The sequence below is a fragment of the Microbispora rosea genome (assembly GCF_900156315.1).
Taxonomy (GTDB): Bacteria; Actinomycetota; Actinomycetes; order Streptosporangiales; family Streptosporangiaceae; genus Microbispora; species Microbispora rosea.
The window spans coordinates 1-21,144 of record NZ_FTNI01000012.1 but is presented as its reverse complement, the minus strand read 5'-3'; the positions used below and the strand labels follow the sequence as shown (position 1 = coordinate 21,144).

General features: G+C 67.0%; 21 protein-coding genes and 2 pseudogenes. 12 read left to right on the top strand and 11 right to left on the bottom strand.

Annotated features, from left to right (window positions below):
- Positions 1-216: 216 nt before the first annotated feature.
- On the bottom strand, positions 217-423 hold the full coding sequence (locus tag BXA11_RS18240; RefSeq protein ID WP_030507808.1) for a cold-shock protein: 207 nt from the start codon (positions 421-423) through the stop codon (positions 217-219).
- Between the two features lie 209 nt (positions 424-632).
- Positions 633-980, bottom strand: coding sequence for a hypothetical protein (locus BXA11_RS18235; protein ID WP_083744352.1), 348 nt, complete (start codon positions 978-980; stop codon positions 633-635).
- Positions 981-1,191: 211 nt separating this feature from the next.
- On the opposite strand from BXA11_RS18235, the gene BXA11_RS18230 reads away from it, so the two are divergent.
- On the top strand, positions 1,192-1,755 hold the full coding sequence (locus BXA11_RS18230) for a dihydrofolate reductase family protein (RefSeq protein WP_076436052.1): 564 nt from the start codon (positions 1,192-1,194) through the stop codon (positions 1,753-1,755).
- A 503-nt stretch (positions 1,756-2,258) separates the two neighbouring features.
- Here the strand turns inward: BXA11_RS18230 and BXA11_RS18225 are convergent.
- Genes BXA11_RS18225 through BXA11_RS18215 form a run of 3 tightly spaced genes read right to left on the bottom strand, consistent with a single transcriptional unit; the run spans position 2,259 to position 5,445 of the window.
- Positions 2,259-3,680, bottom strand: a complete 1,422-nt coding sequence (locus BXA11_RS18225) for a dihydrolipoyl dehydrogenase family protein (RefSeq protein ID WP_083744351.1) — start codon at positions 3,678-3,680, stop codon at positions 2,259-2,261.
- On the bottom strand, positions 3,659-4,984 hold the full coding sequence (egtB, locus tag BXA11_RS18220) for an ergothioneine biosynthesis protein EgtB (protein WP_076436050.1): 1,326 nt from the start codon (positions 4,982-4,984) through the stop codon (positions 3,659-3,661). The genes BXA11_RS18225 and egtB overlap by 22 nt, the downstream gene beginning before the upstream one ends.
- A gap of 35 nt (positions 4,985-5,019) precedes the next feature.
- Complete coding sequence (locus BXA11_RS18215) at positions 5,020-5,445, bottom strand: four-helix bundle copper-binding protein (RefSeq protein ID WP_483237919.1); 426 nt, start codon at positions 5,443-5,445, stop codon at positions 5,020-5,022.
- 406 nt (positions 5,446-5,851) lie between these two features.
- Here BXA11_RS18215 and egtD point away from each other — a divergent pair, with 406 nt between their 5' ends.
- The 4 genes from egtD to msrA all read left to right on the top strand — a co-directional run bounded on the left by egtD (position 5,852) and on the right by msrA (position 9,240).
- On the top strand, positions 5,852-6,850 hold the full coding sequence (gene egtD, locus BXA11_RS18210; RefSeq protein WP_076436046.1) for an L-histidine N(alpha)-methyltransferase: 999 nt from the start codon (positions 5,852-5,854) through the stop codon (positions 6,848-6,850).
- Between the two features lie 510 nt (positions 6,851-7,360).
- The gene (locus BXA11_RS18205; RefSeq protein ID WP_030507814.1) at positions 7,361-8,128 is read left to right on the top strand and encodes an SDR family NAD(P)-dependent oxidoreductase; all 768 of its coding nucleotides are present in this window, start codon (positions 7,361-7,363) and stop codon (positions 8,126-8,128) included.
- Positions 8,129-8,230: 102 nt separating this feature from the next.
- Positions 8,231-8,713: a peptide-methionine (R)-S-oxide reductase MsrB gene (gene msrB, locus BXA11_RS18200; RefSeq protein ID WP_036406305.1), complete on the top strand. Its 483-nt coding sequence runs from the start codon at positions 8,231-8,233 to the stop codon at positions 8,711-8,713.
- Complete coding sequence (gene msrA / locus BXA11_RS18195) at positions 8,710-9,240, top strand: peptide-methionine (S)-S-oxide reductase MsrA (RefSeq protein WP_076436044.1); 531 nt, start codon at positions 8,710-8,712, stop codon at positions 9,238-9,240. The genes msrB and msrA overlap by 4 nt, the downstream gene beginning before the upstream one ends.
- Before the next feature lie 429 nt (positions 9,241-9,669).
- On the opposite strand, the pseudogene BXA11_RS18190 reads toward msrA, so the two are convergent.
- Positions 9,670-10,137 (bottom strand): annotated as a pseudogene (locus BXA11_RS18190) (GNAT family N-acetyltransferase); the annotation flags it as partial.
- Between the two features lie 337 nt (positions 10,138-10,474).
- Here BXA11_RS18190 and BXA11_RS18185 point away from each other — a divergent pair.
- Both BXA11_RS18185 and BXA11_RS18180 read left to right on the top strand, forming a co-directional pair.
- Positions 10,475-10,810, top strand: a complete 336-nt coding sequence (locus tag BXA11_RS18185) for a TraR/DksA family transcriptional regulator (RefSeq protein ID WP_076436039.1) — start codon at positions 10,475-10,477, stop codon at positions 10,808-10,810.
- Between the two features lie 85 nt (positions 10,811-10,895).
- The gene (locus BXA11_RS18180) at positions 10,896-11,225 is read left to right on the top strand and encodes a hypothetical protein (protein WP_076436037.1); all 330 of its coding nucleotides are present in this window, start codon (positions 10,896-10,898) and stop codon (positions 11,223-11,225) included.
- 478 nt (positions 11,226-11,703) lie between these two features.
- Here the strand turns inward: BXA11_RS18180 and BXA11_RS18175 are convergent, their stop codons facing one another.
- The gene (locus tag BXA11_RS18175; protein ID WP_159454804.1) at positions 11,704-13,563 is read right to left on the bottom strand and encodes a Na+/H+ antiporter NhaA; all 1,860 of its coding nucleotides are present in this window, start codon (positions 13,561-13,563) and stop codon (positions 11,704-11,706) included.
- 132 nt (positions 13,564-13,695) lie between these two features.
- Between BXA11_RS18175 and BXA11_RS45380 the strand changes: the two genes are divergently transcribed.
- Entirely contained in the window at positions 13,696-13,830 is a 135-nt protein-coding gene (locus tag BXA11_RS45380; protein ID WP_275409678.1) for a hypothetical protein, read from the top strand.
- Positions 13,831-13,887: 57 nt separating this feature from the next.
- Here the strand turns inward: BXA11_RS45380 and BXA11_RS18170 are convergent, their stop codons facing one another.
- Both BXA11_RS18170 and BXA11_RS18165 read right to left on the bottom strand, forming a co-directional pair.
- A complete protein-coding gene (locus BXA11_RS18170; RefSeq protein ID WP_083744349.1) occupies positions 13,888-14,076 on the bottom strand; it encodes a hypothetical protein in 189 nt (62 codons plus the stop codon).
- A 245-nt stretch (positions 14,077-14,321) separates the two neighbouring features.
- Positions 14,322-15,446, bottom strand: coding sequence for a lactonase family protein (locus BXA11_RS18165; RefSeq protein WP_076436035.1), 1,125 nt, complete (start codon positions 15,444-15,446; stop codon positions 14,322-14,324).
- A 586-nt stretch (positions 15,447-16,032) separates the two neighbouring features.
- Between BXA11_RS18165 and BXA11_RS18160 the strand changes: the two genes are divergently transcribed.
- From BXA11_RS18160 to BXA11_RS18145, 4 genes and pseudogenes are all read left to right on the top strand, one after another.
- Positions 16,033-16,560, top strand: coding sequence for an AAA family ATPase (locus tag BXA11_RS18160; RefSeq protein WP_076436033.1), 528 nt, complete (start codon positions 16,033-16,035; stop codon positions 16,558-16,560).
- Between the two features lie 287 nt (positions 16,561-16,847).
- Positions 16,848-17,273 (top strand): annotated as a pseudogene (locus tag BXA11_RS43215) (bacterial transcriptional activator domain-containing protein); the annotation flags it as partial.
- Between the two features lie 269 nt (positions 17,274-17,542).
- Positions 17,543-18,088, top strand: a complete 546-nt coding sequence (locus BXA11_RS18150) for a DUF4396 domain-containing protein (protein ID WP_076436029.1) — start codon at positions 17,543-17,545, stop codon at positions 18,086-18,088.
- Positions 18,089-18,238: 150 nt separating this feature from the next.
- On the top strand, positions 18,239-18,667 hold the full coding sequence (locus BXA11_RS18145; protein ID WP_076436027.1) for a MarR family winged helix-turn-helix transcriptional regulator: 429 nt from the start codon (positions 18,239-18,241) through the stop codon (positions 18,665-18,667).
- Between the two features lie 89 nt (positions 18,668-18,756).
- On the opposite strand, the gene BXA11_RS18140 is transcribed toward BXA11_RS18145, so the two are convergent.
- Both BXA11_RS18140 and BXA11_RS18135 read right to left on the bottom strand, forming a co-directional pair.
- A complete protein-coding gene (locus BXA11_RS18140) occupies positions 18,757-19,938 on the bottom strand; it encodes an MFS transporter (protein WP_239104865.1) in 1,182 nt (393 codons plus the stop codon).
- 17 nt (positions 19,939-19,955) lie between these two features.
- Positions 19,956-21,144 (bottom strand): IS3 family transposase gene (locus BXA11_RS18135; RefSeq protein WP_143734378.1). Its coding sequence is split into 2 segments (ribosomal slippage), with 1,190 coding nucleotides annotated over them: positions 19,956-20,857 and positions 20,857-21,144; the frame shifts between segments, so codons are not numbered across the junction. This gene is flagged as partial in the annotation.

The following is a 21,144-nucleotide window of genomic DNA, read 5'->3' as shown; positions in this document are numbered from 1 at the left end:
AAATTGTCGGCATTCGCCGAGAAGAACGGCGGCTGAGATGCCGATCAGAGAGCTGGAGCGGACTTATGCCCGAACCGGAGCCATTAGTGGTCCATCCGGTGTGCGGCGGAAGAACAGACAGGTTGCGAGGCCGTCACGGCGCATCGGGTACCACGAAAGCAACGCGCTGGGGCCCACACCTTACGGCGCGGGCCCCAGATGCGTGGTGCGTCAGTGTCAGGCGGCGACGATGTTCTCGGCCTGGGGGCCCTTTTGGCCCTGGGTGACATCGAAGGCCACCTTCTGACCCTCATGCAGCTCGCGGTAGCCGCCCTGAGAGATGATGTTGGAGTAGTGCGCGAAGACGTCGGCGCCGCCGCCGTCCTGCGCAATGAAGCCGAAGCCCTTTTCCGCGTTGAACCACTTCACGGTGCCAGAAGCCATGTTGATCTCCTCTTGATGGGTGTAGCCGAAATCCGCACTGTCACGAATTCCGCGTTGCCGCGATAGAGGCCCACCCGGAGAAGACCGGCAAACAAAAAAATGCACCTGAGGCTACATACCGTCAGGTGCACACAAGTTCATCATGGGTACCACAACTGCAACTACATCCAACCTAGCACACCTGAGGCGTGATACGCGCAGTTCGTCACTCAATCCTGGGCCTGATCCGGGCGCGTATTGCGGCTCGTTGCGCCGCGGAGACTGGGGTAGTACAACACCTCGACGTACATGATCCGGTTGCGTACAACGTCCAGGATCAGGTCGCCCTTCTTGGGGATCAGCGGTACGCAACGGTGCCCGGGATCGTAGGCCCCATCAGGAGGTGGGGCTGTGTAGAAGCTCTGGCAGAAATCGTCCCCGCACTCGCACCACTGGTAGAGACGGACATCCCACGCAACGATCGCAAGCTCGGTTTCGCCGGCCTCCTCAAGGCATGCGATCAGGTCCGCGATGAGTTCTGGGAAGAGCTCGCGGACCAAAGGGTGAGCCTCGTCCATGCGGTGACCGTATTCCTGCCGGTGCCCCTGACGGCCATTGCCGGTTCTTCAACCTTGCGATCACTCTTCGATCTCGGTCCTTCTCCCCGCGTGGGCTCGGCGTGTTGATCAGGATCTCCCGCGCCTGGGTCGGCCGCTCGCCCGCCCGACCTGTCGGCGGACGTAGCCAGCCGAGGTTGCCCCGAAGGTCGTGTCACGGGAGGCTCTCGCCATGCGGAAACTGACCTTTGGCATGAACCTGAGCCTGGACGGCTACATCGCCGCGCCTGGCGACGACCTCGGCTGGAGCGTACCGAGCGACGAGCTGTTCCAGTGGTGGTCCGACCGGGTGGGGGCGACGGGCCTGGCGCTGTACGGGCGCAAACTGTGGGAGACGATGAGCTCCCACTGGCCGACCGCCGACCAGCAGCCTGGCGCCACACCGGCGCAGATCGAGTACGCCCGCCGCTGGCGGGACATGCCGAAGGTGGTGTTCTCCTCGACGACCAGCGCGGTCGACTGGAACGCCCGCCTGGACACCGGCGACGCTGTCACCGAGATCACCCGGCTCAAGACCGAGGATGGCGGTCCCATGGACGTCGCCGGCGCCACCCTCGCCGCGGCGGCCATGCGGGCCGGGCTGATCGACGAGTACGCGATCGTCACCCACCCGGTCCTGGTGGGCGGCGGCACGCCGTTCTTCACGGCCCTGGACAACTGGGTGAACCTGAACCTGGTGGAGACCCGGACGTTTCCCGACGGCGTTCTCCTGACCAGGTACGAGACCAGGCGCTGAATACCCGACCTCGGATCGGCACGGGCTCGGGCCACCCAAGGATCTCGGGACCGTCAGGGGATCGCTCATCGGGACGGAGCGTTACGCGACAGACTGCCAGACGACGCCCTCGGCCGCCCGGTGGATCACGCCCAGCAAGCGGTTCCCCGAGTCAACGTGACCCTGCCCTCCCTGCGCCCGGTTCTCAAAGCTGAGGTCCGGCAAACTGCCGGACCCGTCGGGCATGATGAGGGCATGGACACAGCCTGACGTCCTTTGGGACGCCACCGAAGGTCCACGACCTTCGGGGCAACCTCCTCGGCGGGCGGTGCGGTCGCCGGCTACGTCCGCCGACAGGAGTCGGAGTAGTCCCCCGAGACCATGCTCAAGCGCGACATCAGCTCCTCCAACGCAGCACCGTCAGGAACTGGTCCCACCGCGCGCTAAGTCACTTCGTGCTCCTTCAAGCAGTCGGCCTTGCACGGAGATCGGGAGTTTCCCGGTTTGATGTCAATGGGGAGGCATCACAGGTCCGTAAGCGCGGCAGAGACCGCCCGGTGGAAAGTGGGGTAGGCGTAGATCATTGACTTCAGTTTCGCGATCGGCACTTCCGCGTGGACCGCGAGTGCGAGCATCGAGAGAACCTCGCCTGCGTAGGGACCTACGGCGGTAGCACCGACCAAGGCCTGCCGTTGGGTGTCGGCGACCAGCTTGACGAAACCGGCCCTGGCACCCTCGCCATGGGTGAATCCGCGTGAGCCCAGGTCTGCATGAGCGGAGGCGACGGCTAAGCCCGAGGCCCGGGCTTGGTCTTCGGTGAATCCGACAGCGGCGATTTCGGGGTCGGTGAAGGTGACACGAGGCACCACCGGAGATGCCGTTGTTTGGCCGGCGAGACCGAGAATCTGGCGGTGCACGATCTCCGAGTGGTGCATCGAGACATGGGTGTAGGCGCCTTGCCCGGCCGCGTCTCCTATCAGCCAGAGCCGGTCGCCGATCGTGAGGTCGTCGCCGACCTGCACGGACTCGGGGGCCAGATTCAGCGTCTCCAGGCCGATGTCCTCGAGATTTGGCGTTCGTCCCGTCGCGAGTAGAAGTCGCTCGGCGTGGAGAAGCGCACCGTCGCGCAGGCTGACGGTGAAGGCATCGTCGTAATCGACACGCATCGTGTGGCTGCCGAGCAGCACACGGATGCCGTCATTCTCAAGCGCCATGCGAAGTGCCTCAGAGGCCTCCGGCTCTTCGCGCTTCAGGAGGCGAGTGCCCGTTTCGACGATGGTCACGTCGGCGCCGAAACGCGCGATCGCCTGGGCGAGCTCGGCGGCCGTTGCCCCACCCCCGAGGACGATCAGACTTCGGGGGAGGGTACGGGTTTGGACGGCGTCTCGGTTGGTCCAATAGGGAGTCGCTGCGAGACCGTCGATCGTAGGTAGCGCGGGGCGAGTACCGGGGTTGAGGATGATTCCGGTGCGCGCCGAATACCGCGTCGTGCGGCCGTCTGGGTGCTCGACTTCCACCTGGTGAGGACCGGCTAGTCGGCCGTGCCCATGGAGCACCGTCGCGCCGGCCTGTTGCAGACGGATAACCGCGGCCGTGTCTGACCAGCCGTCGGTCGCTTCGGTGGAGATACGCTCCGCAACTCGGCGCCAGTCTGGTCTGACGTCGACATCTCCGGCGATCGCCTCGGCGCGCCTGGCCTCGGCGAGCGTCTCCGCGGCACGGAGCATGATCTTGGATGGGATGCAGCCGTAGTACGGGCACTCACCGCCGACCAGGTGCTTCTCCACTGCCACCACATCCAGCCCCGCCCGAGCTGCCTGGGCTGTGAGTGACTCGCCGCCGGGTCCGGTACCGATGACCACCAGGTCAACCGTGCGGAGGTCACCATCATGTGATGGCGGTCGAGGAATCGCGTTCGGGGAGGTCACTCGCAGCACCTGTTCCATCCATCGTCGGCGAGCCGTACACCGGTGACGGGCCAACGTGCGCCAGGTGGGAAGAAGTTGCGGTACGAGGCGCGGGCGTGACCCGGCGGGGTGAGCGCACAGCCGCCTCGGAGCACCATCTGGCTCGACATGAACTTTCCGTTGTACTCGCCGATGGCCCCGACCCCGGGGTGGAACCCGGGGTAGGGGAGGTAGGAGGAGGAGGAGGAGGTCCATTCCCAGCAGTCGCCGAAGAGCTGGCGAAGTCGCCCGTTGGGTGCCCCGGCGGCCCGCGGGTGCCAGGTCTCCGTGTCGGCGAGGTTCGGCGCATATCCCGGCGTCGTGGTGTCCTCCTCGAGGCGGGCCGCATGCTCCCACTCCGCCTCGGTGGGCAGGCGCTTGCCGGCCCAGGTGGCATAGGCATCGGCCTCGTAGTGGCTCACATGGCAGACCGGAAGGGAGGGGTCGACAGGGCGGGTGCCGGTCAAGGTGTGCTCGAACCAGACCCCCTCGCGCTCGGTCCAGTAGAACGGCGCGGCCCAGCCCTCGGCGTTGACTCTGCCCCACCCGTCGGAGAGCCACAGCTCCGGGCGGCGGTAGCCACCGTCCTCCATGAACTCCAGCCACTCGCCGTTGGTGACCAGCCGGTCGGCCAACCGGTAGGGGCCCAGCCACTGCTGGTGGCGGGGCAGCTCGTTGTCGAAGCTGAAGTCGCCGTCGCTGGAGGGGGCATGGCCGATCTCCACCAGGCCACCGTCGTACTCCACCCAACCCATCGGGCCCGCGTGGCCGGGTGTGGCGGCCCGGCCGGCGTAGACGGGCTGCAGCGGATTGAGGGACAGGACGTGCTTGATGTCCATGAGCAGCAGCTCCTGGTGCTGCTGCTCATGATGGAAGCCGAGGTTGATCGTGGGCGCGAGCTTCGCCAACGCGTTCTCATCGAGGGAGCTCAGGAGGTCGCGCATGCGGTCGTCGACGTTGCCGCGGTAGACGCCCACGTCGTGCGCGCCCGGGCGGCTGATCACCCCGCGCATCGGGCGGGCATGACGTGGCCCGATCGCTTCGTAATAGCTGTTGAACAGGAACCAGTACTGATCCTGGAAGGGCGCGAAGTCGGGTTCGTTCCCCGCGAGCAGGAAGGTCTCGAAGAACCAGGTGACGTGGGCGCGATGCCATTTCGTCGGCGAGACGTCGGGCATCGACTGGACCGTCTGGTCCTCCGGTGACAGCGGTGCGGCGAGGCGCTCGGTGTAGGCGCGCACCTCGTCGTACCGTCCGAGCAGTGAAGCCGGGTCAAGTGAAGCGGGGTCAAGGGTGTCCGTCATTTGCCTGTCTCCGGGTTCAGGTGATGTGGTCCGTTTCAGTTCGGTGCACCTACCGTTGATCCCGTTTGCCGGGCATCCAGGGCGACCAAGAGGTCTCGGCAGGCCACTTCGGCCTGCCGACAAACATCGGCACAGATCGCGCAATGCACGTGGTGGGCTGCGTGGCGTTCGCACTCCTCGGCACACGCGATGACGGTGGTCAGGCAGGCGCTGACGACCGATCGGATCACCGTCAGGTCGTACGCTGTTTGTCGCGTCAGCGCCTTGGCGGTCGCGTCACACATGTCGGCACAGTCGAGGTCGGTTCGGATGCACTTGACGAGCGCCGAGATGTCACTCTCAGCCATGCACGCATCACTGCAGGCTGTACACGCAAGGGAACACTTCAGGCAAGCGCTGATGCAACTGGTGAGGAGCTCTTGTCGCACCTCGATCGTCGAGCCCGGGTAGCTCTCCAACATCGCCGTAGCCACCGAAGTCATCTCGCTCTCGACTCTCCTTCCAAAGTCACGATCAGTGGGAGCACCCCTTCGACCTGTTCACTCGTCTGTCTGTAGCGCCTCCCACACGAGGTCTTACGTGGCAGGGCATCGAGAAGATGGACGAGGGGTCGGGCCGCACGTAAGGGACGGGCATCCCGCGTCACTAAGCAGAGCGGGACACGACCAGGGTCTCCGCGCCTGGTTCGTCAACGGCGACACGGCAGCCGCTGATCGCCCTGCCGATTCGGGTGTCGTGCAGACAGGACGCCACCCGATGGCCCCTGAGCTGTTTCGACAGCTGAGGGAGTGGGCGGTGTGTGACGGCCGTTGTCAGCGCCCGACGTTCGCTCAGCCCGTTCAATGGTGACCAAGGATGCAGTCGCACATGACCCTCACTCGGATCGACATCGACCTCACCGAGCAGCAGCTACGAAAGACCTTGGTGGCAGACGCCTCCCGCGGACTGTTGGCGTCTGCGAAGGTATTGCCTCCGAAGTACTTCTACGATCAGCAAGGCAGTGAGCTGTTCGAGCGCATCACGCTCCTACCGGAGTACTACCCGACGCGGCTGGAGCGCAGGATCTTGTCGCAACGCGCCGATCAGATCGTTGCCACGGCTCCGAGGTTCACGTCGTTGGTGGAACTTGGTTCGGGGTCGTCATCGAAGACCCCTCTCCTCCTCGACGCGATGCGGCGTTTGAGCACGAACGTGAGCTACGTGCCGGTCGACGTCAGCCTTCACGCTCTGGCTGGGGCCGTTGGGGATCTACGCGAGGTCTATCCGCTGCTCCCCATTCATGGAGTCGTGAGGGACTTCGAACAGCCGCTGGACACACTGCCCCAGCACGGGGACCGGCTGCTGGCCCTTCTCGGCAGCACGATCGGCAACCTGGACCCGGAGGGCCGGGCCATGTTCCTGAACAACGTGGCTGCCGCTTTGGCGCCCGGAGAGAGTCTCCTGCTCGGCGTCGACCTGGTGAAGGACAGAAGGCGACTCGTCGAGGCGTACGACGATGCGACTGGAACTACCCGCCTGTTCAATCTCAACATGCTCAACGTGCTCAACCGCCTCCTCGAGGCTGACTTTGAGCCTGCCCGATTCGATCACGTCGCGCTGTGGAATGAGGAGCACTCCTGGATCGAGATGCGGCTTCAGGCGAGGGAGGCAATGAAGGTCCGACTCGGCCTGTTGGGGACTACGGTCGCGTTCGAAGAGGGAGAACAGATCCGCACGGAGATCTCCACAAAGTTTGATCGCACAACCCTCGAGCGGGAGTTCGACAACGCGGGGTTCGCACTCGCGGGCTGGTGGGCCGAGAGCGAGGGCACTGGCCAAAGCGACGCCGGCGGCGACTACGCCGTCGTGCTCGGCGTGCGGTCCTGACCCGTGCAGCGGGTTTTGACTCATCGAGCCCCTTAACCTCCTCCCGGCCGCCCCCGGCATCAAGCTGGGTCCGATTCAGCACATGCGTAAAGGCTGAACCGGACCCAGTGGGCCTGACAGGTGGTTCGTACCGCCCGCGCCGGGATCCTGACCCGATGGCCGCCTTGGCGCCTGATCGACGAGGACGCGTGTCCGACTCAGGTGACGGGCCGTCCCAGTCACCGGCGCGATCGTCTGGATGGTGTCGTTCTCGGCGGCCGTGTGGTCGGCATTGCGCAGTCCCGTCGGGCAGGGGCCCGCCTGATCGTAAGGGCCTGGCCGGCTTCTTCCCTGGGTCGTCTCCGGTCATCCGGGTCGTCGCGTAGCTGGATGCTGACTGGCCTCTGGATCTCCGACGACCTGACATGTAAGACCTGCCGCGAGCCTGTCACTCACTAGGACGTACCCAGCAGGATCTCTGGTTCAGACGCCACCGGCGGCATGAGCCGCATCGCGAAGGAGTGAAGAAACATGGGTTCTTTCGAGGGTCGCAAACTGATCGCGATCGGCGGCAGCAGCGGTATGGGACGGCAGAGTGCTGAAGACGTCGTCGCGGCCGGCGGCTCGGCCGTCATCATCGGCCGCGACCAGGCCCGCGTGGACGACACCGTCACCACCTTGTCGAAGAACGGGGAGGCATGGGGCATCACTGCCGATCTCGCCAACCGCGACGACGTCAGGCGGGTCCAGGACATACTGGCGGCCGAGCATGCTGACGCCACCCTCCTGCTGAACGCAGCCGGCTTCTTCATCCCCAGGCCCTACCTCGACTACGAGGAGTCTCACTACGACTCCTACCTCGAGCTCGCCAGGTCAGCCTTCTTCCTCACCCAGACCGTCACCCGGGGCATGATCAGTGCCGGCGGAGGCGCCATCGTCAACATCGGCTCGATGTGGGCCCACCAAGCCATCGCCGTAACCCCCTCGTCCGGTTACTCGATGGGCAAGGCGGCCCTCCACGCGCTCACCCACAACCTGGCCATGGAGCTCGCGGAGCACAAGATCCGCGTCAACGCCGTGGCGCCTGCCGTTGTCGCGACCCCCTTGTACGAGGGGTTCATCCCCAAGGACCAGCTCGAGACCGCGCTCGCCGGCTTCAACGGCTTCCACCCGCTCGGCCGGGTGGGAACGCCCAAGGACATCGCCTCTGCGGTGACTTACCTGCTCTCCGACGATGCCGGCTGGGTCACCGGTGCGATCCTCAACGTCGACGGCGGTGTCATGGCGGGCCGGAATTAGGCCTCGAAGAGATTCCCGGCCACGCGAGGTCCGGCACTGAGCAGCACGGACTCCTTGGCAGACAACAGGAGAAGGCAAACCTCACAGCGAGGAGCTGGGACCATGGCACAGACATATGAGCGCACGCCCGAGGCGGTCGAGCGACTGACGCCACGACAGCGGGCGGTCACCCAGGGCGACGCCACCGAGCCGCCCTTCGAAAACGAGTTCTGGGACTCAAAGGAACCGGGCATCTACGTCGATGTGGTCTCAGGCGAACCGCTGTTCGCGTCGGTCCACAAGTTCGACAGTCACACGGGCTGGCCCAGTTTCACCATCCCGCTCGAGCCGGGCAACGTCGTAGAGCACAGCGACACCAGCTATGGGATGGTCCGGACAGAGGTTCGCTCGGCACACGGCGACAGCCACCTCGGCCATCTCTTCCCGGACGGCCCAGCCGATGCGGGTGGCATGCGCTACTGCATCAACTCCGCCTCGCTGCGATTCATCGCCGCAAAGGACCTCGAGACCGAAGGCTATGGCCAGTACGCGCACCTGTTCGACGCGGCTCCCGGCCCGGCGGCATCCGGCGGAGGTGTCGCATGACCACGTGCGGGGTGAACTACCAGCCCGAGACCGCGGTCCTCGCCGGCGGTTGCTTCTGGGGCATGCAGGACCTGCTGCGCAAGAAGGACGGGGTGTTGTCGACCCGGGTGGGCTACACCGGCGGCGAGAACGAGCACCCCACCTATCGGAACCATCCCGGCCATGCCGAAGCAGTCGAGATCGTCTACGACCCGCTGAAGGTCACCTACCGCGAACTGCTTGAGTTCTTCTTCCAGGTCCACGACCCGACGACCCTGAACAGGCAGGGCAACGACGTCGGGACGAGCTACCGCTCGGCGATCTTCTACCAGAACGAGCAACAGCGCGACATCGCCAACGCCACGATCAAAGACGTCGAGACCAGCGGTCTGTGGCCCGGCAAGGTCGTTACGGAGGTGACCCCTGCCGGGACGTTCTGGGAGGCAGAGCCTGAGCACCAGGACTACCTGATCAAGTATCCCGACGGCTACACCTGCCACTACGTCCGGCCTCAGTGGAAGCTGCCCCGCCAAGGACACGCCAGCTGATTGAAGCGCGGCTGGTGATGACCACCCGCCTCGGATGCCTCACCCCGAGATCGCTCCAATCGACATCACCGAAACGGCCAGGCCAGGAGCAGACCCCGCGACTCCAACAAGATGGGGACTGCTTCTCGTCGGCTGGGCACTCTGGCTAGGCATCATCGCCGGCGGTGCCACAGTTGCGGAGCTAGGGGTTGCGCCGTTGGCCGGGATCGTCGGTTCGGCGCTACACGCGCTGGAGCCTGGCCTGAGGGCATCGCGCCGGCGTGGGCGATGACCAAGGTCATCACGGCTGCAGGTATCGCTCCCGACGAGATCGGTGTGTGGGAGGTCCACGAAGCGAGCGAAACGCTCGCTACGGCGTTCTCGGTGTGTGCGCGGGCTCGGGGCAGGGTGTGGCCATCTTGCTCGAGAACGACCAGGCGTGAACCGGGATCAGCGTTCGACGGGGCCCGGCTCGAGCGCGGAGGTGTCCAAGTCGCCCTTCCGCAGACGGAAGACCTGAAGACGCAGGTCGTAGTACTTGTCCGTTTCTCCGACCCACTCCATCCCGATGCGGCGGGCGGCGCGGCTGCCCCGCTCGTTCTTGGGCCGTACGACGGCGAAGACCTCCTCCTCGCCGTTGCTGAACGCATAGTGGGCCAGGGCATGACCTGCCTCGGCCGCCAGCCCCCGACCCGACGCCCATGGAGCGAGCTGGTAGCCCAGCTCCAGGCCCTCGCCCTCCGGCGGCAGCGGAAGGATCTGCCCCGAGCCGGCGACGCGCCCGCTCTCGGTCTCCTCGATCACCCACCGGCCACTCGGGCGCCCTTCGGGTCGCGGAGGTGTGGCGATCCATCCGGTGATCAGCGCACGCATCTGGTCGAGGTCGTTGACGTGATCCATCGCCGGGGCCAGCCACCGGGAGACCTCCGAGCTGCCGCTTGGCGGTTGATGACATTACGCCGTATTGGACGAAGTCGTCCATTTAGTCCCGCACCGGGTGATCTCGCAGCGAGCCGGAGACACCGGACGAAAGAGATGCGGCCTCCCGGACACTAATCGAAAGAGAGCCAGGGGCAGACATGACCTGGGCCAGCCGACAGCAAGGCCCGGAGCGGTCGAGCGCTACCTCGGAAGTGAGGACGAGGCCGATGAGCGGCGGTGCCGCACACGTGGTGTCGAACGCCCCGCGAGATCGGCCGGCTGGAGTCTCGCCAACCGACGCTGATCATCAATCGACACCAGCAGGGAGTTGCAGATGGACCCAAACCGCGCGCATGAGTTGATCGAGGCTGAACGTGCACGCATCAAGGAACTTCTCACGTACTCAGCCGCTGCGCGGGCGGCTGACCTGGACGCGGCCGCTGACGCGAGGACCTCGGTCTTCGATTCGGCGAGCCCGCTCGCCCAAGAGCTTCTTGACGATGCTGTAGCCGAGCAACTCAGCGCACGGTTGGCCGCACTCGATCGGGCCGGCGAGCGCCTGCGGGCCGGTACCTACGGAGTTTCGTTGCGCAGCGGCCGGCCGATCCCCGACGAGCGGCTTGAGGCTGACCCTGCGGCGGAGCTTCTCGTCGATGAGGTCGGGCACTAAGAGGTGGCGATCTTGACCTCGTACAGTGCAAACCCGCCAACCGACCACGCTGCAAAGCGTAGGGCTCGTGAAAGGAGCGCATCTTATGCCTGAGGCACTTAAAGAACTACGGGTCGGCAACGACGAGCTCGTCGACGCTGATCACATGCCCGCTGCACTGACCGCCGGGACGCTTGTGTTCGGCGACGGTGCGACCCAGGTCTTCACCTCGGATGGACACACTACCTACACGGAGCATGGCCGACCGAGTCGGGGCGATTGGTGGGTGCTTGGCGACGGGAAGTTCGTGTCTTTCTGGCCCCCGGACTACCAGGCAACCTACGTGGTGCGCTGGGTCGTGGAGGAGGGCGTGATCACAGGGCTGACCTTCACGGAGACAGAACGTGGTGCTCGCTTCGAGGGGCACTATCTGTGAGCCGTTTGTCGCCGTGCTGTCGGAGGTAGTTCCTCGGTGATGATCTGGCGCTCCTTCGGCCGAAGCCGGCCAGGGACGCTGTGTGGTCGTGCTGCCACCGGCCCGCGGCGGCTCGCGAGCAGTCGACCTGGCATTCGTCACCGTCAATACCGGTGTGTCTTTCACCGAACGTGGTGATTCGCGGCGACAAGGTTGGCCCGAACCCGCCTGTGGTTCCCTGCCTTGCACCAACAGTGGCCCGAGCAACAGCGACCCGCCTGGCGCGAGCACGCCGAGCGCAACCCGCACCGTTGACGAGCCGGCACGGCTACGGCGCGGTGCGCATGGTTTGTGGCAGCCGTCGCCCCCGGTTCTCGTCGATAGGGGTCGCTGCCCATCAAGGTGGGCGAGCCCGGTGCGGCTATCGCCTAGGACTCACCGTTGCCGGTACGGAGGATCTGGATCAGCTTGGAGTGATCCTCGGCGGCCGGTCCGCTCATTACCGCATCAGGGCTCGCGCTCGCGCGTCGGCGATCGCTGCCGACAACGTCGCGAGGTTGTACGAGCCGTGGTGGCGCCGGCCGTTGATGAAGAAGGTCGGTGTCCCGGCCACGCCGGACAGGTCCGCTGACTCCGCGTCGCGAGCGACGCGCGCGGAGTGGCGGTGGTTGACCAGGTCCTCACGGAAGCGGTCGAGGTCGAGGTCGAGTGCTCGGGCATGCTCGAGCAGGTCGTGCGGCGTCAGCCGGTCCTGATGCTCCAGGAGCCGGTCGTGCATCTCCCAGAAGCGTCCTTGGGCTCCGGCCGCCTCGCTCGCCTCCGCGGCCAGCTGCGCATACGGGTGGACGTCGGTGAGAGGCAGATGCCGCCAGACGTAGCGCAGGTCGGTGTCGGCGAGGAGCTCGCGGACGATGGGCTCGGCACGCCCGCAGTAGGGGCACTCCAGGTCGCCGTACTCGACGAGCGTGACGGTGGCGCTGGCGGCGCCCCGGACATGGTCGTGCTCGGGGTCGACGTCGGTGCGCAGGTCCTGCAACGGGGCCGCCTGACCGAGCAGGGCACGGGCCCGGCGCTCCTCCGTCATCCGGGAGGTGCGGGCGAAGACGACGACCGAGACGGCGGTCGCCAGCACGGCCGCCGTGAGCACGCCGAGCTTGGCTTCGTCCAGGCGGTCGCCGCTCAGGGCCATGGCGGCGACGATGAAGGAGACGGTGAAGCCGATGCCTGCCAGGGTCCCGCTTCCCAAGACGCCGGTCCACCCGACCGCGGGCCTGACCGAGCCGCCGGTCAGCCGCTCTACCAGCCAGGAGACCAGCACGACGCCGACGGGCTTGCCGACGACGTAGGCCACCACGATCGCCCAGACGAGCGGGTGGGAGTAGGCGGAGGCGAGGAAGTCGGGATCGAGGGGGATGCCCGCGTTGGCGAGGGCGAACAGCGGTACGACGATGTTGCCGGTCCACGGGAGGAGGCGGCTCTGCAGCAGCGCGTTGGGAGACAGGCTCCGGATCACGCCGGCGTTGGCCGCTAGGGCGAACTCCGCCGTCGGCTGCTCGCGGAAGCCGAGGAAGAGGTTGCTCGCCTCCTCGAGGTCTCCCCGGCTCGGCGCGTAGGCCGAGGTGGCCAGCCCCACGACGAGTCCCAGGATGATCGGGTCGACCCCGCTCTCGAGCAGGCCGACCCAGGCGACCGCGAGGAGCAGCACCGGCACGAGCACGGGGCGTGACCCCAACCGTCGGACCACGGCCACGGCGGCCAGCGCTACGAGGGCGAAGAACAGCAGGCGGAGGTTCACGTGGTCGGTGTAGGCGAGGGTGACGACCAGCAGCGCGACCACATCGTCGACGACGAAGACGGTCACCAGGAAGACGCGGAGCTGTTCGGGCAGGCCGCGGCCGACCAGGCTGAGCAGCCCCAGGGCGAGGGCGGTGTCGGTCGAGATGACCATGCCCCAGGCGCCGGCACCGTCGTGACCTCGAAGGATCACCAGATACAGCAGCGCGGGCACGAGCATGCCCGCCAGGCCCGCGGCGCAGGGGAGGAGGAAGCGGCGGCGCTCCCGCAGGTCGCCCAGGTCGAACTCGCGCCGCGCCTCCAGCCCGACGACGAGGAAGAAGATCGTCATCAGTCCGCTGTTGACCCAGACCCGCAGGCTCTCTCCGAGCTCGTGGTCGCCGAGGGTGAGGGTGAGGTGGGTCGACCACAGCCTCTCATAGCCCTCGGGGGAGGCGGTGCACCAGACCAGTGCCGCCACCACGGCGGCGCCGAGGGCGAAGGCGCTGGCGGACTCGGCGGCCGCGAAGGTCCGCAAGCCGCCGGCGAACCGGTGGACCCGACGCGTGGTCTCCTCGTACGACACGACGACATGGTGACAGCACCGGCTGTCTCGCCGGCAACTGGCCCAGGTAGACGCTGTAGGCCTCGCGGTCCTCGGGCTGCCGGCCAGGCGCAGCCCGGAGTCGAGGCCCCCCGCCGGAGGCAGGTTGTCAAGGTGGACGGCCCCGCCAAGCTCGGCTGGCGGTACGAGAGCGTTCCTGGACCCGGCGTTGACATCGCCAAGATCCAGGATGACTGCCGCGTGAAGGCGTACGGCGGCGGCCGCGCGCTCCGGCCCGGCCCGCAGTAACAACCCGGCGCGGGGCGGCGGGCGGCACCGCTTCGGGTGGCGCCCGCCGCCCCGCCGTCACTGTTGGACGTACCGCAGCCTGAGGGTGTCGACGTGGCCGGACCAGCGCAACGTCACGTGCCAGCAGCCCGCCTCCGGCAGGTCGACGCCCGACGGACCGGGCCCGCCGGGCACCTCGCGCGTGACAGGCGAGCCCGAGCCGTCCAGGCGCGCCTCGATCAGCAGGGGATCCCCGTCCTGGGACACCCGCGAAACCCAGAGGATCTTGTTGCCGCGATCCTTGCCCGGCGGCGACGGCCAGGCGAGCTGCGCGGACGAGGCCGCGAGCGGACGGCGGAGACGACAGTGGACGCGGCGGACGCCCGGCTACGAAGGGCGCCCGCCGCGGGGTTCTAGAGGCGTTTCCGAGAGTCGTCACATCTTGCGGGCGCGTCTGATCACGTGCTGGATCGCGTCCTGGTTCACGTGCTGGACCACTGGAGCCGCGCCGTTCAGAGCGCGACGATCCCCTCGCCGCCCACGGCGCCGGGCACGGTCACGGTGCCGACCTGGGTGAGGGAGCCGTCGGAGTTGACGCGGAAGGCGTTGACGTTCCCGTCCTTGCCGGTCTGCACGTAGAGGTAGCGGCCGTCGGAGGAGGCGGCGGCGTCCACGGTGCCGGCGTCGGTGGCGGTGGTGCCGAGGGCCTTGACCGTGCCTATTCCGGTGTCCCGGTACCCGGAGAGTGTGCCGCTGCCCGTGTTGGAGGCGTACAGCCACGGGCCGGTCTTCACGATCCAGCAGGTCGCCGCCTGGCCGGTGGCGATCTGCTGGATTTGGGTCGCCGTGCCGGTGCGGCTGAGGGTGTAGGCCGCGACGGCGTTGGGCCCCGCTTGGGCGACGACCATGCGGCCGCCGTCGTCGAAGGTGAAGCCGAACGGGGCCGTGCCGTCCTCCGTGGTGGTGACCGGCTTGGCGGAGGGACCCAGGGGGCCGACGGCGAACACCTTGATGGCGTGGCCGTTTCCCTTGGTGGTGACCACGAGGTGGTCGCCGTCTGGGGTGAAGCCGACCTGGCCTGGGGTGGTGGTGAACTGCGGGGTGGCGGCGGGGTCGAGGTCGAGCCTGCGTTTCCAGGAGGGAACGCGCAGGATGCGGTCGCCGATCCGGCGGTAGCCCTGGATCGACCCTCCATCCAGGGCGTTCAGCACGTAGACGAGGTTTCCGTGAACGGTGACGCTGGCGGGGAACCTTCCGCCCGAGGACACGACCTGGGTGCGGGTGAGCCGGTCGCCGTGGACGGTGAAGACGGTGACGGTGTCGCTGCCCGCGTTGACCGCGTACAGCAGGCCGTGCTGCTGATCGTAGGTGAGGGAGCCCTGGGAGGCGAGGTGGTCGACGACGGAGCCGTCGAGTACGCCGCCGAGGCCGCCGGTCGCGTAGGTGCCCGCCTGGGTGAGGGAGCCGTCGCTGCCACGGTCGTAGGCGACGACCGTGTTGCCCTGCGGGTCGTCGGTCTGGACGAACACCGGGTGGGCGTCCCCGCTCCGCGCCGATGCGGAGGCGGGGGCGGCGAGTGCGGCGGCCGCGGTGACGGCGACGCCGACCAGGCTGAGGGCACGGACGGTGGTCTTCATGGTCTCCTCGTTCAAGGATGGGTAAAGACGAACGGTCCGTTAGTGGCCACGCGGCCCGAATGCTTACCGGCGGCACGCCGAATTAACGATCAGTTTTCCGGTTCGTAACATCTGCCCTCCGATGCTTGCTTCCTGACGCCCAGCCCACCAGTACGACACAGGCCAGCGCCGACCTCGCGAACAACACGCCGGTCACCAGCAGCCAGTGGATCTGGCAGGATTCGAGCTCTGCACGTCCAGTCGATTCGGCACGATGGGACGCGGTTCGGACATAGGCAGGGCCCCCGACGCGGTTGACAGAGCGCCGGCGTCCTTGGTCGACCAGACGACGAGGGTCGTCGAACCCCTTCTCAAGGTTCAGGGACTTGCGGAAGCCGGTATCACCCCGGGCAAACGCTCGCCATCGTCATCACGCGCAAAGAGGACGGGGCGGCTGGCGGTTTGGCGAGGCTCGTCTCTGGTGGCATTCGGTCCTGCTGGGCCGAGTTCGCTAGTGCTGTGACCAGAAACGTTCACCGTGGGTACGGCAGGACCTGTTTTCTCGGCGTCCGTTCCCACGGCCCGCACAGCACTGGCATCGGGCTCCGTGATCGTATGGCTCAACGGCACCCACGGCGCAGGCAAGACGACGACCGCTGCACACGTGCAGCAACTGATCCCGAATTCACGGGTGTTCAACGCCGAGAAGGTAGGCGAGACACTCATGGACATCACGCCGGGGCTGCCGGCGACCGACAACTTCCAGCACTGGCCGCCGTGGCGGCCACTCGTAGTCGAGACCGCCCGCCTCGTACTCGACTACACCGGCGGCACTCTGGTGATGCCTATGACTGTCCTGGTCGAGCAGTACTGGCGCGAGATCAGCACGGGCCTCATCCAACATGCCATCCCCGTACGGCACTTCGTCCTCCACGCTGACCAAGACACTCTCCGCAGGCGCATCGAGGGGGACACTCTTCTCGGCCCCCGCCCCTCCCCCTTCCGTCTCAGATACCTTGAGCCCTACGCCGAGGCGGCCCGCACGTGGCTACACGGCGAGGCCGAGGTCGTCGACACCACGCACCTAACACCCGCCCAGGTAGCACTGCAGATCGCAGAGGCCGTCAAAAGTTGAGGTTCGCCCCCCACGCGAAAACTGTGCGCCCCGGTGAACGTTTCCGGTCACAGCACCAGCGATCAGCCCCGCCACCTACGGCGCGTGCTCTTGCTCGGCGATCACCTCGGGGCCGGAGTGCCCCCGCCGGAGGCACATTCATGCTCAGCCCTATTCGGCCCTGTATCTCAAGCAGGGGAGCGTAGCGGCCGGCGCAATGCTGTAGGCGCCCGAAGGGCCGCGAAGCGGTTGGGCCGGCGGCGGAGTGGTGGGCGGCGGCGCGGAGCGCCGTCGCCCTCTGGGAGTTCCAGAGTGCTCTCGCCGAGGCGCGGAAGGCTACCGACTCCGAGGCCAAGGCCGCCGCTCTGGACAGAGCCGCCGAGGTCTGCCGGGGGCATCTCGCCGACGGGGCACCATATCTTTGGATCGACCTCGACCACAGAGATCCCCTCACCCTCGCCTCCGTACGGGCGCTCCTCCAGCTTGGAGGCATCCACGAGAAGGCCGGCAGACCCAAGCGGGCTCTGGAAGTGATGGAGCAGGCGCTGACGCTCGACCCCATCAACGAGGCCGCCGCAGCGGCCGTCATTCGCCTGCTCACCGGACTCGGGCGCCGAGATGAGGCACGCCTGCGCGCTCAGCACCTCAATGCCCACCTCGCCAGCCTCGATCTTGAGCCGACCCCGGAGACCCAGGCCGTCCTCAGGCAACTGCGCACCTGCCGTAGGTCCTGAGGGGAGCGCCAAGAAAGCGCTCTGTCTCCCTTCGAGCAGACCGGAGGGCCATGATTCCTCGTACCGTGGTGCCGGGCCTGCTGCACGTCATCCCGAGTGCGAGCAGGTCCGCTGGGCCTGCTGTGGGAGAAGGCGGAGACCGCGACCGTGCCGCCGTAGCTGGGGGGTGCACCGGACGGCACGGATGCCTGGGACTTGCGCCATACCCCAGGGGGGTATAACTTGCGGCAAGTAATCAATGCTTTCCCCTACTTGCCCATGGAGATGTCGTGACGGAGCAGCAGCACCACGACCACAGCAAACACGAGCACGCCGGACAGCACCCGGCGAAGCACTTTGACCACAGCAACCATGCTCAGCATGGCCTGCCCACCGCGAAGGCATCCTGGCTCGTGGCTGCATCGGCCACGCTGCACTGCCTGACCGGTTGCGCCATCGGCGAGATCCTGGGCTTGGTGATCGCCACCGCGTTCGGCTGGGGCAACACCCCGTCCATCGCCGTGGCAGTCGTGCTCGCCTTCTTCTTCGGCTACCTCCTCACTCTGCTCCCCCTACGTAGGGCCGGGGTAGGTTGGGGTGGATCGATCAAGCTGGCGCTGGCAGCCGATACTGCGTCCATCATCGTCATGGAGATCGTGGACAACGGCGTTATGCTGGCGATCCCGGGTGCCATGGAAGCCACGCTGACGTCGGCACTGTTCTGGATTTCCCTGGCGCTCTCCTTGATCATCGCCTTCATCATCACCACACCCATCAATAAGTGGATCATCGGCAAGGGCAAGGGACACGCCGTCGTCCACGCCTACCATCACTGAATCGGCCTCCTGCCAGCTCAGGTGGCCACGGTCCTTACAGCGTTGGCCGGCATTGTGCATGCCGTTCCGATGTTGCGAAGACCGGGGGGCTAACCCCAACGCCACCAGCTCGCCCGTGCCAGGGCCCAGTCGTGATCTTTTGCGCCAGGAGTGCCGCCCGGCCTTGCTGAGTGTCATCCTGGCTCGCTTCTGCTACAGCGCGACGCCGGGCTGACCTTCTTCGAGTACACGGTTCTGGCGCTGCTGTCGGAACAGCCGGACCGCACCCTCCCGATGAGCGAACTGGCCCAAGCCGCGTCGGCATCCCTGTCACGGCTCTCGCACGTCGCCGCCCGCCTTGAGAAGAAGGGCCTTCTTCGGCGGGTCCGCCGCCCGGAGGCCGGTCGGCGGACGAACGCCACACTCACCAATGCGGGGTATGCCAAGGTCGTCAAGACCGCACCCGGGCACGTCGTCGCCGTTCGCAACCTCTTCATTGACGCGCTCACGCCGGCCGAACTCGCAGCCCTTGAAAGCATCGGCAGCAAGGCCACCAGCCAGGTCGGTCGCGCGAACCGTTTCCCGTGCGAAGACACCTGAACTTTTCCACGCGATACCACGCCGCTCGGAGCGAGGCCGGTGTGGCCCGGCGGCTTTCGACGCCGGGCCTTCGGGTCAGCCAGTGAATGTCAGACCGGGGCCGGTCTGGTTCGGAGCCGTCCTGTCTGGTCCAGCCTCCGTATGGTCACCGCGGAGGCGAGCCCAGTGGCCACGAGTAGGAGCCAGGGTAGTGCCGGTGCGCCGCGTACCTGGTCCATCGCCCAGCCGCTGGCCAGGTTGCCCAGGAGAATGCCGAGCCCCGAGAAGGCGTTGTAGAGCCCGTAGTAAGTGCCGGTCAGTTCTTGCCGCCCCAGCGTTGCGATCATGGCCATCTCGAACGGGAAGACCAGCATGCCCCCGGCTGTGAGGGCCATGGCGGACACGAGCACAGCCGTGGTCATCACCACCGTACGGCAGGGCATATGCGGGAACTGCGCGGCGAGCAGTGCAGGCAGGAAAGCGATGCCCATGACGGCCAGGCCGCGCGTGATGGCCTGTTCCGGCTGCCACCTGGCCTTGGCGAAGGAGGTGAGGCGGACCTGGCCGGCCACTGCCAGTAGCGCGGTGAGGGTGTACATCACCGCGATCGATGCCTGGCCGTGACCGAGCCGGTGCAACTCCAGCGGGAGCGCCAGGTAGATCTGGTAGGACAGGGAGTACGAGGCGAACATCGCGTCCGAGAAGGTCACGAAGGGCCGGTTGGTGGCGACCTCCTTCCAGTCGGTGAGCACGGGTCGCGTCGAGCTCGCGGTCGTTCCGTGGCGTTCGGGTAGCCAGCAGGCCTGCAGTGCCGTCAGCGCGGCGAAGACTGCGGCGGCCGCAAGGCAGGTGAGCCGGAAGTCGACCGAGATCAGCAGGACTCCGGCCAGTGGTCCGGTGAGGATGCCCGCCTGGTAGAAGACGTTGAACAAGGCGAAGGCCTCGACCTTCCGCTCTGCGGCCTCGACGGAGATGTAGGCCCGCACTGCCGGGTTGAACAAGGCTCCGGCGAGCCCGGTCAGCACTGAGGCGACGATAAGGGCGGGAACGGAGGTCGAGACGGCGAACAGGGCGAATCCAACGGTGCGCAGGCCGCATCCGGCCATGATCAGGCGCTTGTAGCCGTACCGGTCGCACAAGGTGCCGCCGAGCAGGAACATGCCCTGCTGGCTGAAATTGCGCAGGCCGAGCAGCAGCCCGGTCAGCCACACCGCCAGGCCCAAGTGACCGGAGAGGTGATCGGCGAGGTAGGGCACGAGCATGTAGAAGCCGACGTTGGGAGTTCCCCCCAAAGTGTGGACACCGACTGTTATGCGGCAGCCAGCACCTTATCGGGCTGCTGCTCGTAGTCGATCGGGCTGAGGTAGCCCAGGGTCGAGTGCCTCCTTCGGGTGTTGTAGCGGGTGATCCAGGAGAAGACCGCCAGGCGAGCCGCTCGGACGGAGGGCCAGCACCGGGCGCCCTGAAGGGTCTCCCGCTTCAAGGTGGCGTTGAACGCCTCGGCGGCAGCGTTGTCCGCGCTGGTGCCTACCGCGCCCATCGACTGGCGCACCCCGAGCTGCCGGCACACGGTGGCGAACTCGGCAGAGGTGTATTGCGCCCCGTGGTCGCTGTGGAAGATCGCCCCGGTCAGGGTGCCGCCCCTCGTGGCGGCCGCGGCGCGCAGCGCGTCGGTCACCAGCTCGGTGCGCATGTGCTCGGCGATCGACCACCCGGCCAGCCGCCGCGAATGCAGGTCGATCACCGTGGCCAAATACAGGAACCGGTCCTCGGCCAGGGGCAGATAGGTGATGTCGCCCACGTAGCGCCGGTTCGGCTCGGTTGCGGTGAAGTCCCGCTTGAGCAGGTCAGGAACCTTCTGCGCCGCCGGCTGCGGCACGGTGGTACGGACCTTCTTACGCAGGTGAAGCCCGACGATGCCCTGATCGCGCATCACCCGCTCCACCCGCTTGTGATTGACGCGAGCCCCGCCCTGGCGCAGCTCGGCGGTGCTGCGAGGGCTGCCGTAGGTCCCGTCGAACTCGGCGTGGATCTTCCTGATCCGGCCGGCGAGCTCGGCATCCGCGGCGGCGCGGGCCGCCCGCACGGGCGCGGCGGCCCGCCAGCGGTAGAACCCCGAGCGGGAGACCGAAAGGACGCGGCACAGTCGCTTGACGCCGAAGGCGCCGGCGTGGTCGGCGACGAACTGGAAGCGACTCACCAATTGGTCTCCCCGGCGAAATACTTGGCCGCCCGGCGCAGGATGTCGCGCTCCAGCTCCAGTTCCCGGATCCGAGCCTTGAGCTGCTTGTTCTCCTCTTCCACGTCGCCCGACGGTAGCGGGGCCTGCGAGCGCTTCGGCACCGGCCTCGCCTTCGCCGGCGCGGTGCCCGCCGCCTGGGCCTGGCGCACCCACAACCGCAGCGTTTCCCGGCTGATCCCCAGATCCCGGGCCACCGACGTGATCGTCCGGGTCGGGTCCGACAGGTACAACGCGACCGCGTCGGCTTTGAACTCAG

Bases quoted from the DNA above. Each gene is read 5' to 3' on its own strand.
- BXA11_RS18240 (WP_030507808.1), bottom strand. From the start codon at position 423: ATGGCTTCTGGCACCGTGAAGTGGTTCAACGCGGAAAAGGGCTTCGGC.
- BXA11_RS18235 (WP_083744352.1), bottom strand. From the start codon at position 980: ATGGACGAGGCTCACCCTTTGGTCCGCGAGCTCTTCCCAGAACTCATC.
- BXA11_RS18230 (WP_076436052.1), top strand. From the start codon at position 1,192: ATGCGGAAACTGACCTTTGGCATGAACCTGAGCCTGGACGGCTACATC.
- BXA11_RS18225 (WP_083744351.1), bottom strand. From the start codon at position 3,680: ATGGAACAGGTGCTGCGAGTGACCTCCCCGAACGCGATTCCTCGACCG.
- egtB (WP_076436050.1), bottom strand. From the start codon at position 4,984: ATGACGGACACCCTTGACCCCGCTTCACTTGACCCGGCTTCACTGCTC.
- BXA11_RS18215 (WP_483237919.1), bottom strand. From the start codon at position 5,445: ATGTTGGAGAGCTACCCGGGCTCGACGATCGAGGTGCGACAAGAGCTC.
- egtD (WP_076436046.1), top strand. From the start codon at position 5,852: ATGACCCTCACTCGGATCGACATCGACCTCACCGAGCAGCAGCTACGA.
- BXA11_RS18205 (WP_030507814.1), top strand. From the start codon at position 7,361: ATGGGTTCTTTCGAGGGTCGCAAACTGATCGCGATCGGCGGCAGCAGC.
- msrB (WP_036406305.1), top strand. From the start codon at position 8,231: ATGGCACAGACATATGAGCGCACGCCCGAGGCGGTCGAGCGACTGACG.
- msrA (WP_076436044.1), top strand. From the start codon at position 8,710: ATGACCACGTGCGGGGTGAACTACCAGCCCGAGACCGCGGTCCTCGCC.
- BXA11_RS18185 (WP_076436039.1), top strand. From the start codon at position 10,475: ATGGACCCAAACCGCGCGCATGAGTTGATCGAGGCTGAACGTGCACGC.
- BXA11_RS18180 (WP_076436037.1), top strand. From the start codon at position 10,896: ATGCCTGAGGCACTTAAAGAACTACGGGTCGGCAACGACGAGCTCGTC.
- BXA11_RS18165 (WP_076436035.1), bottom strand. From the start codon at position 15,446: ATGAAGACCACCGTCCGTGCCCTCAGCCTGGTCGGCGTCGCCGTCACC.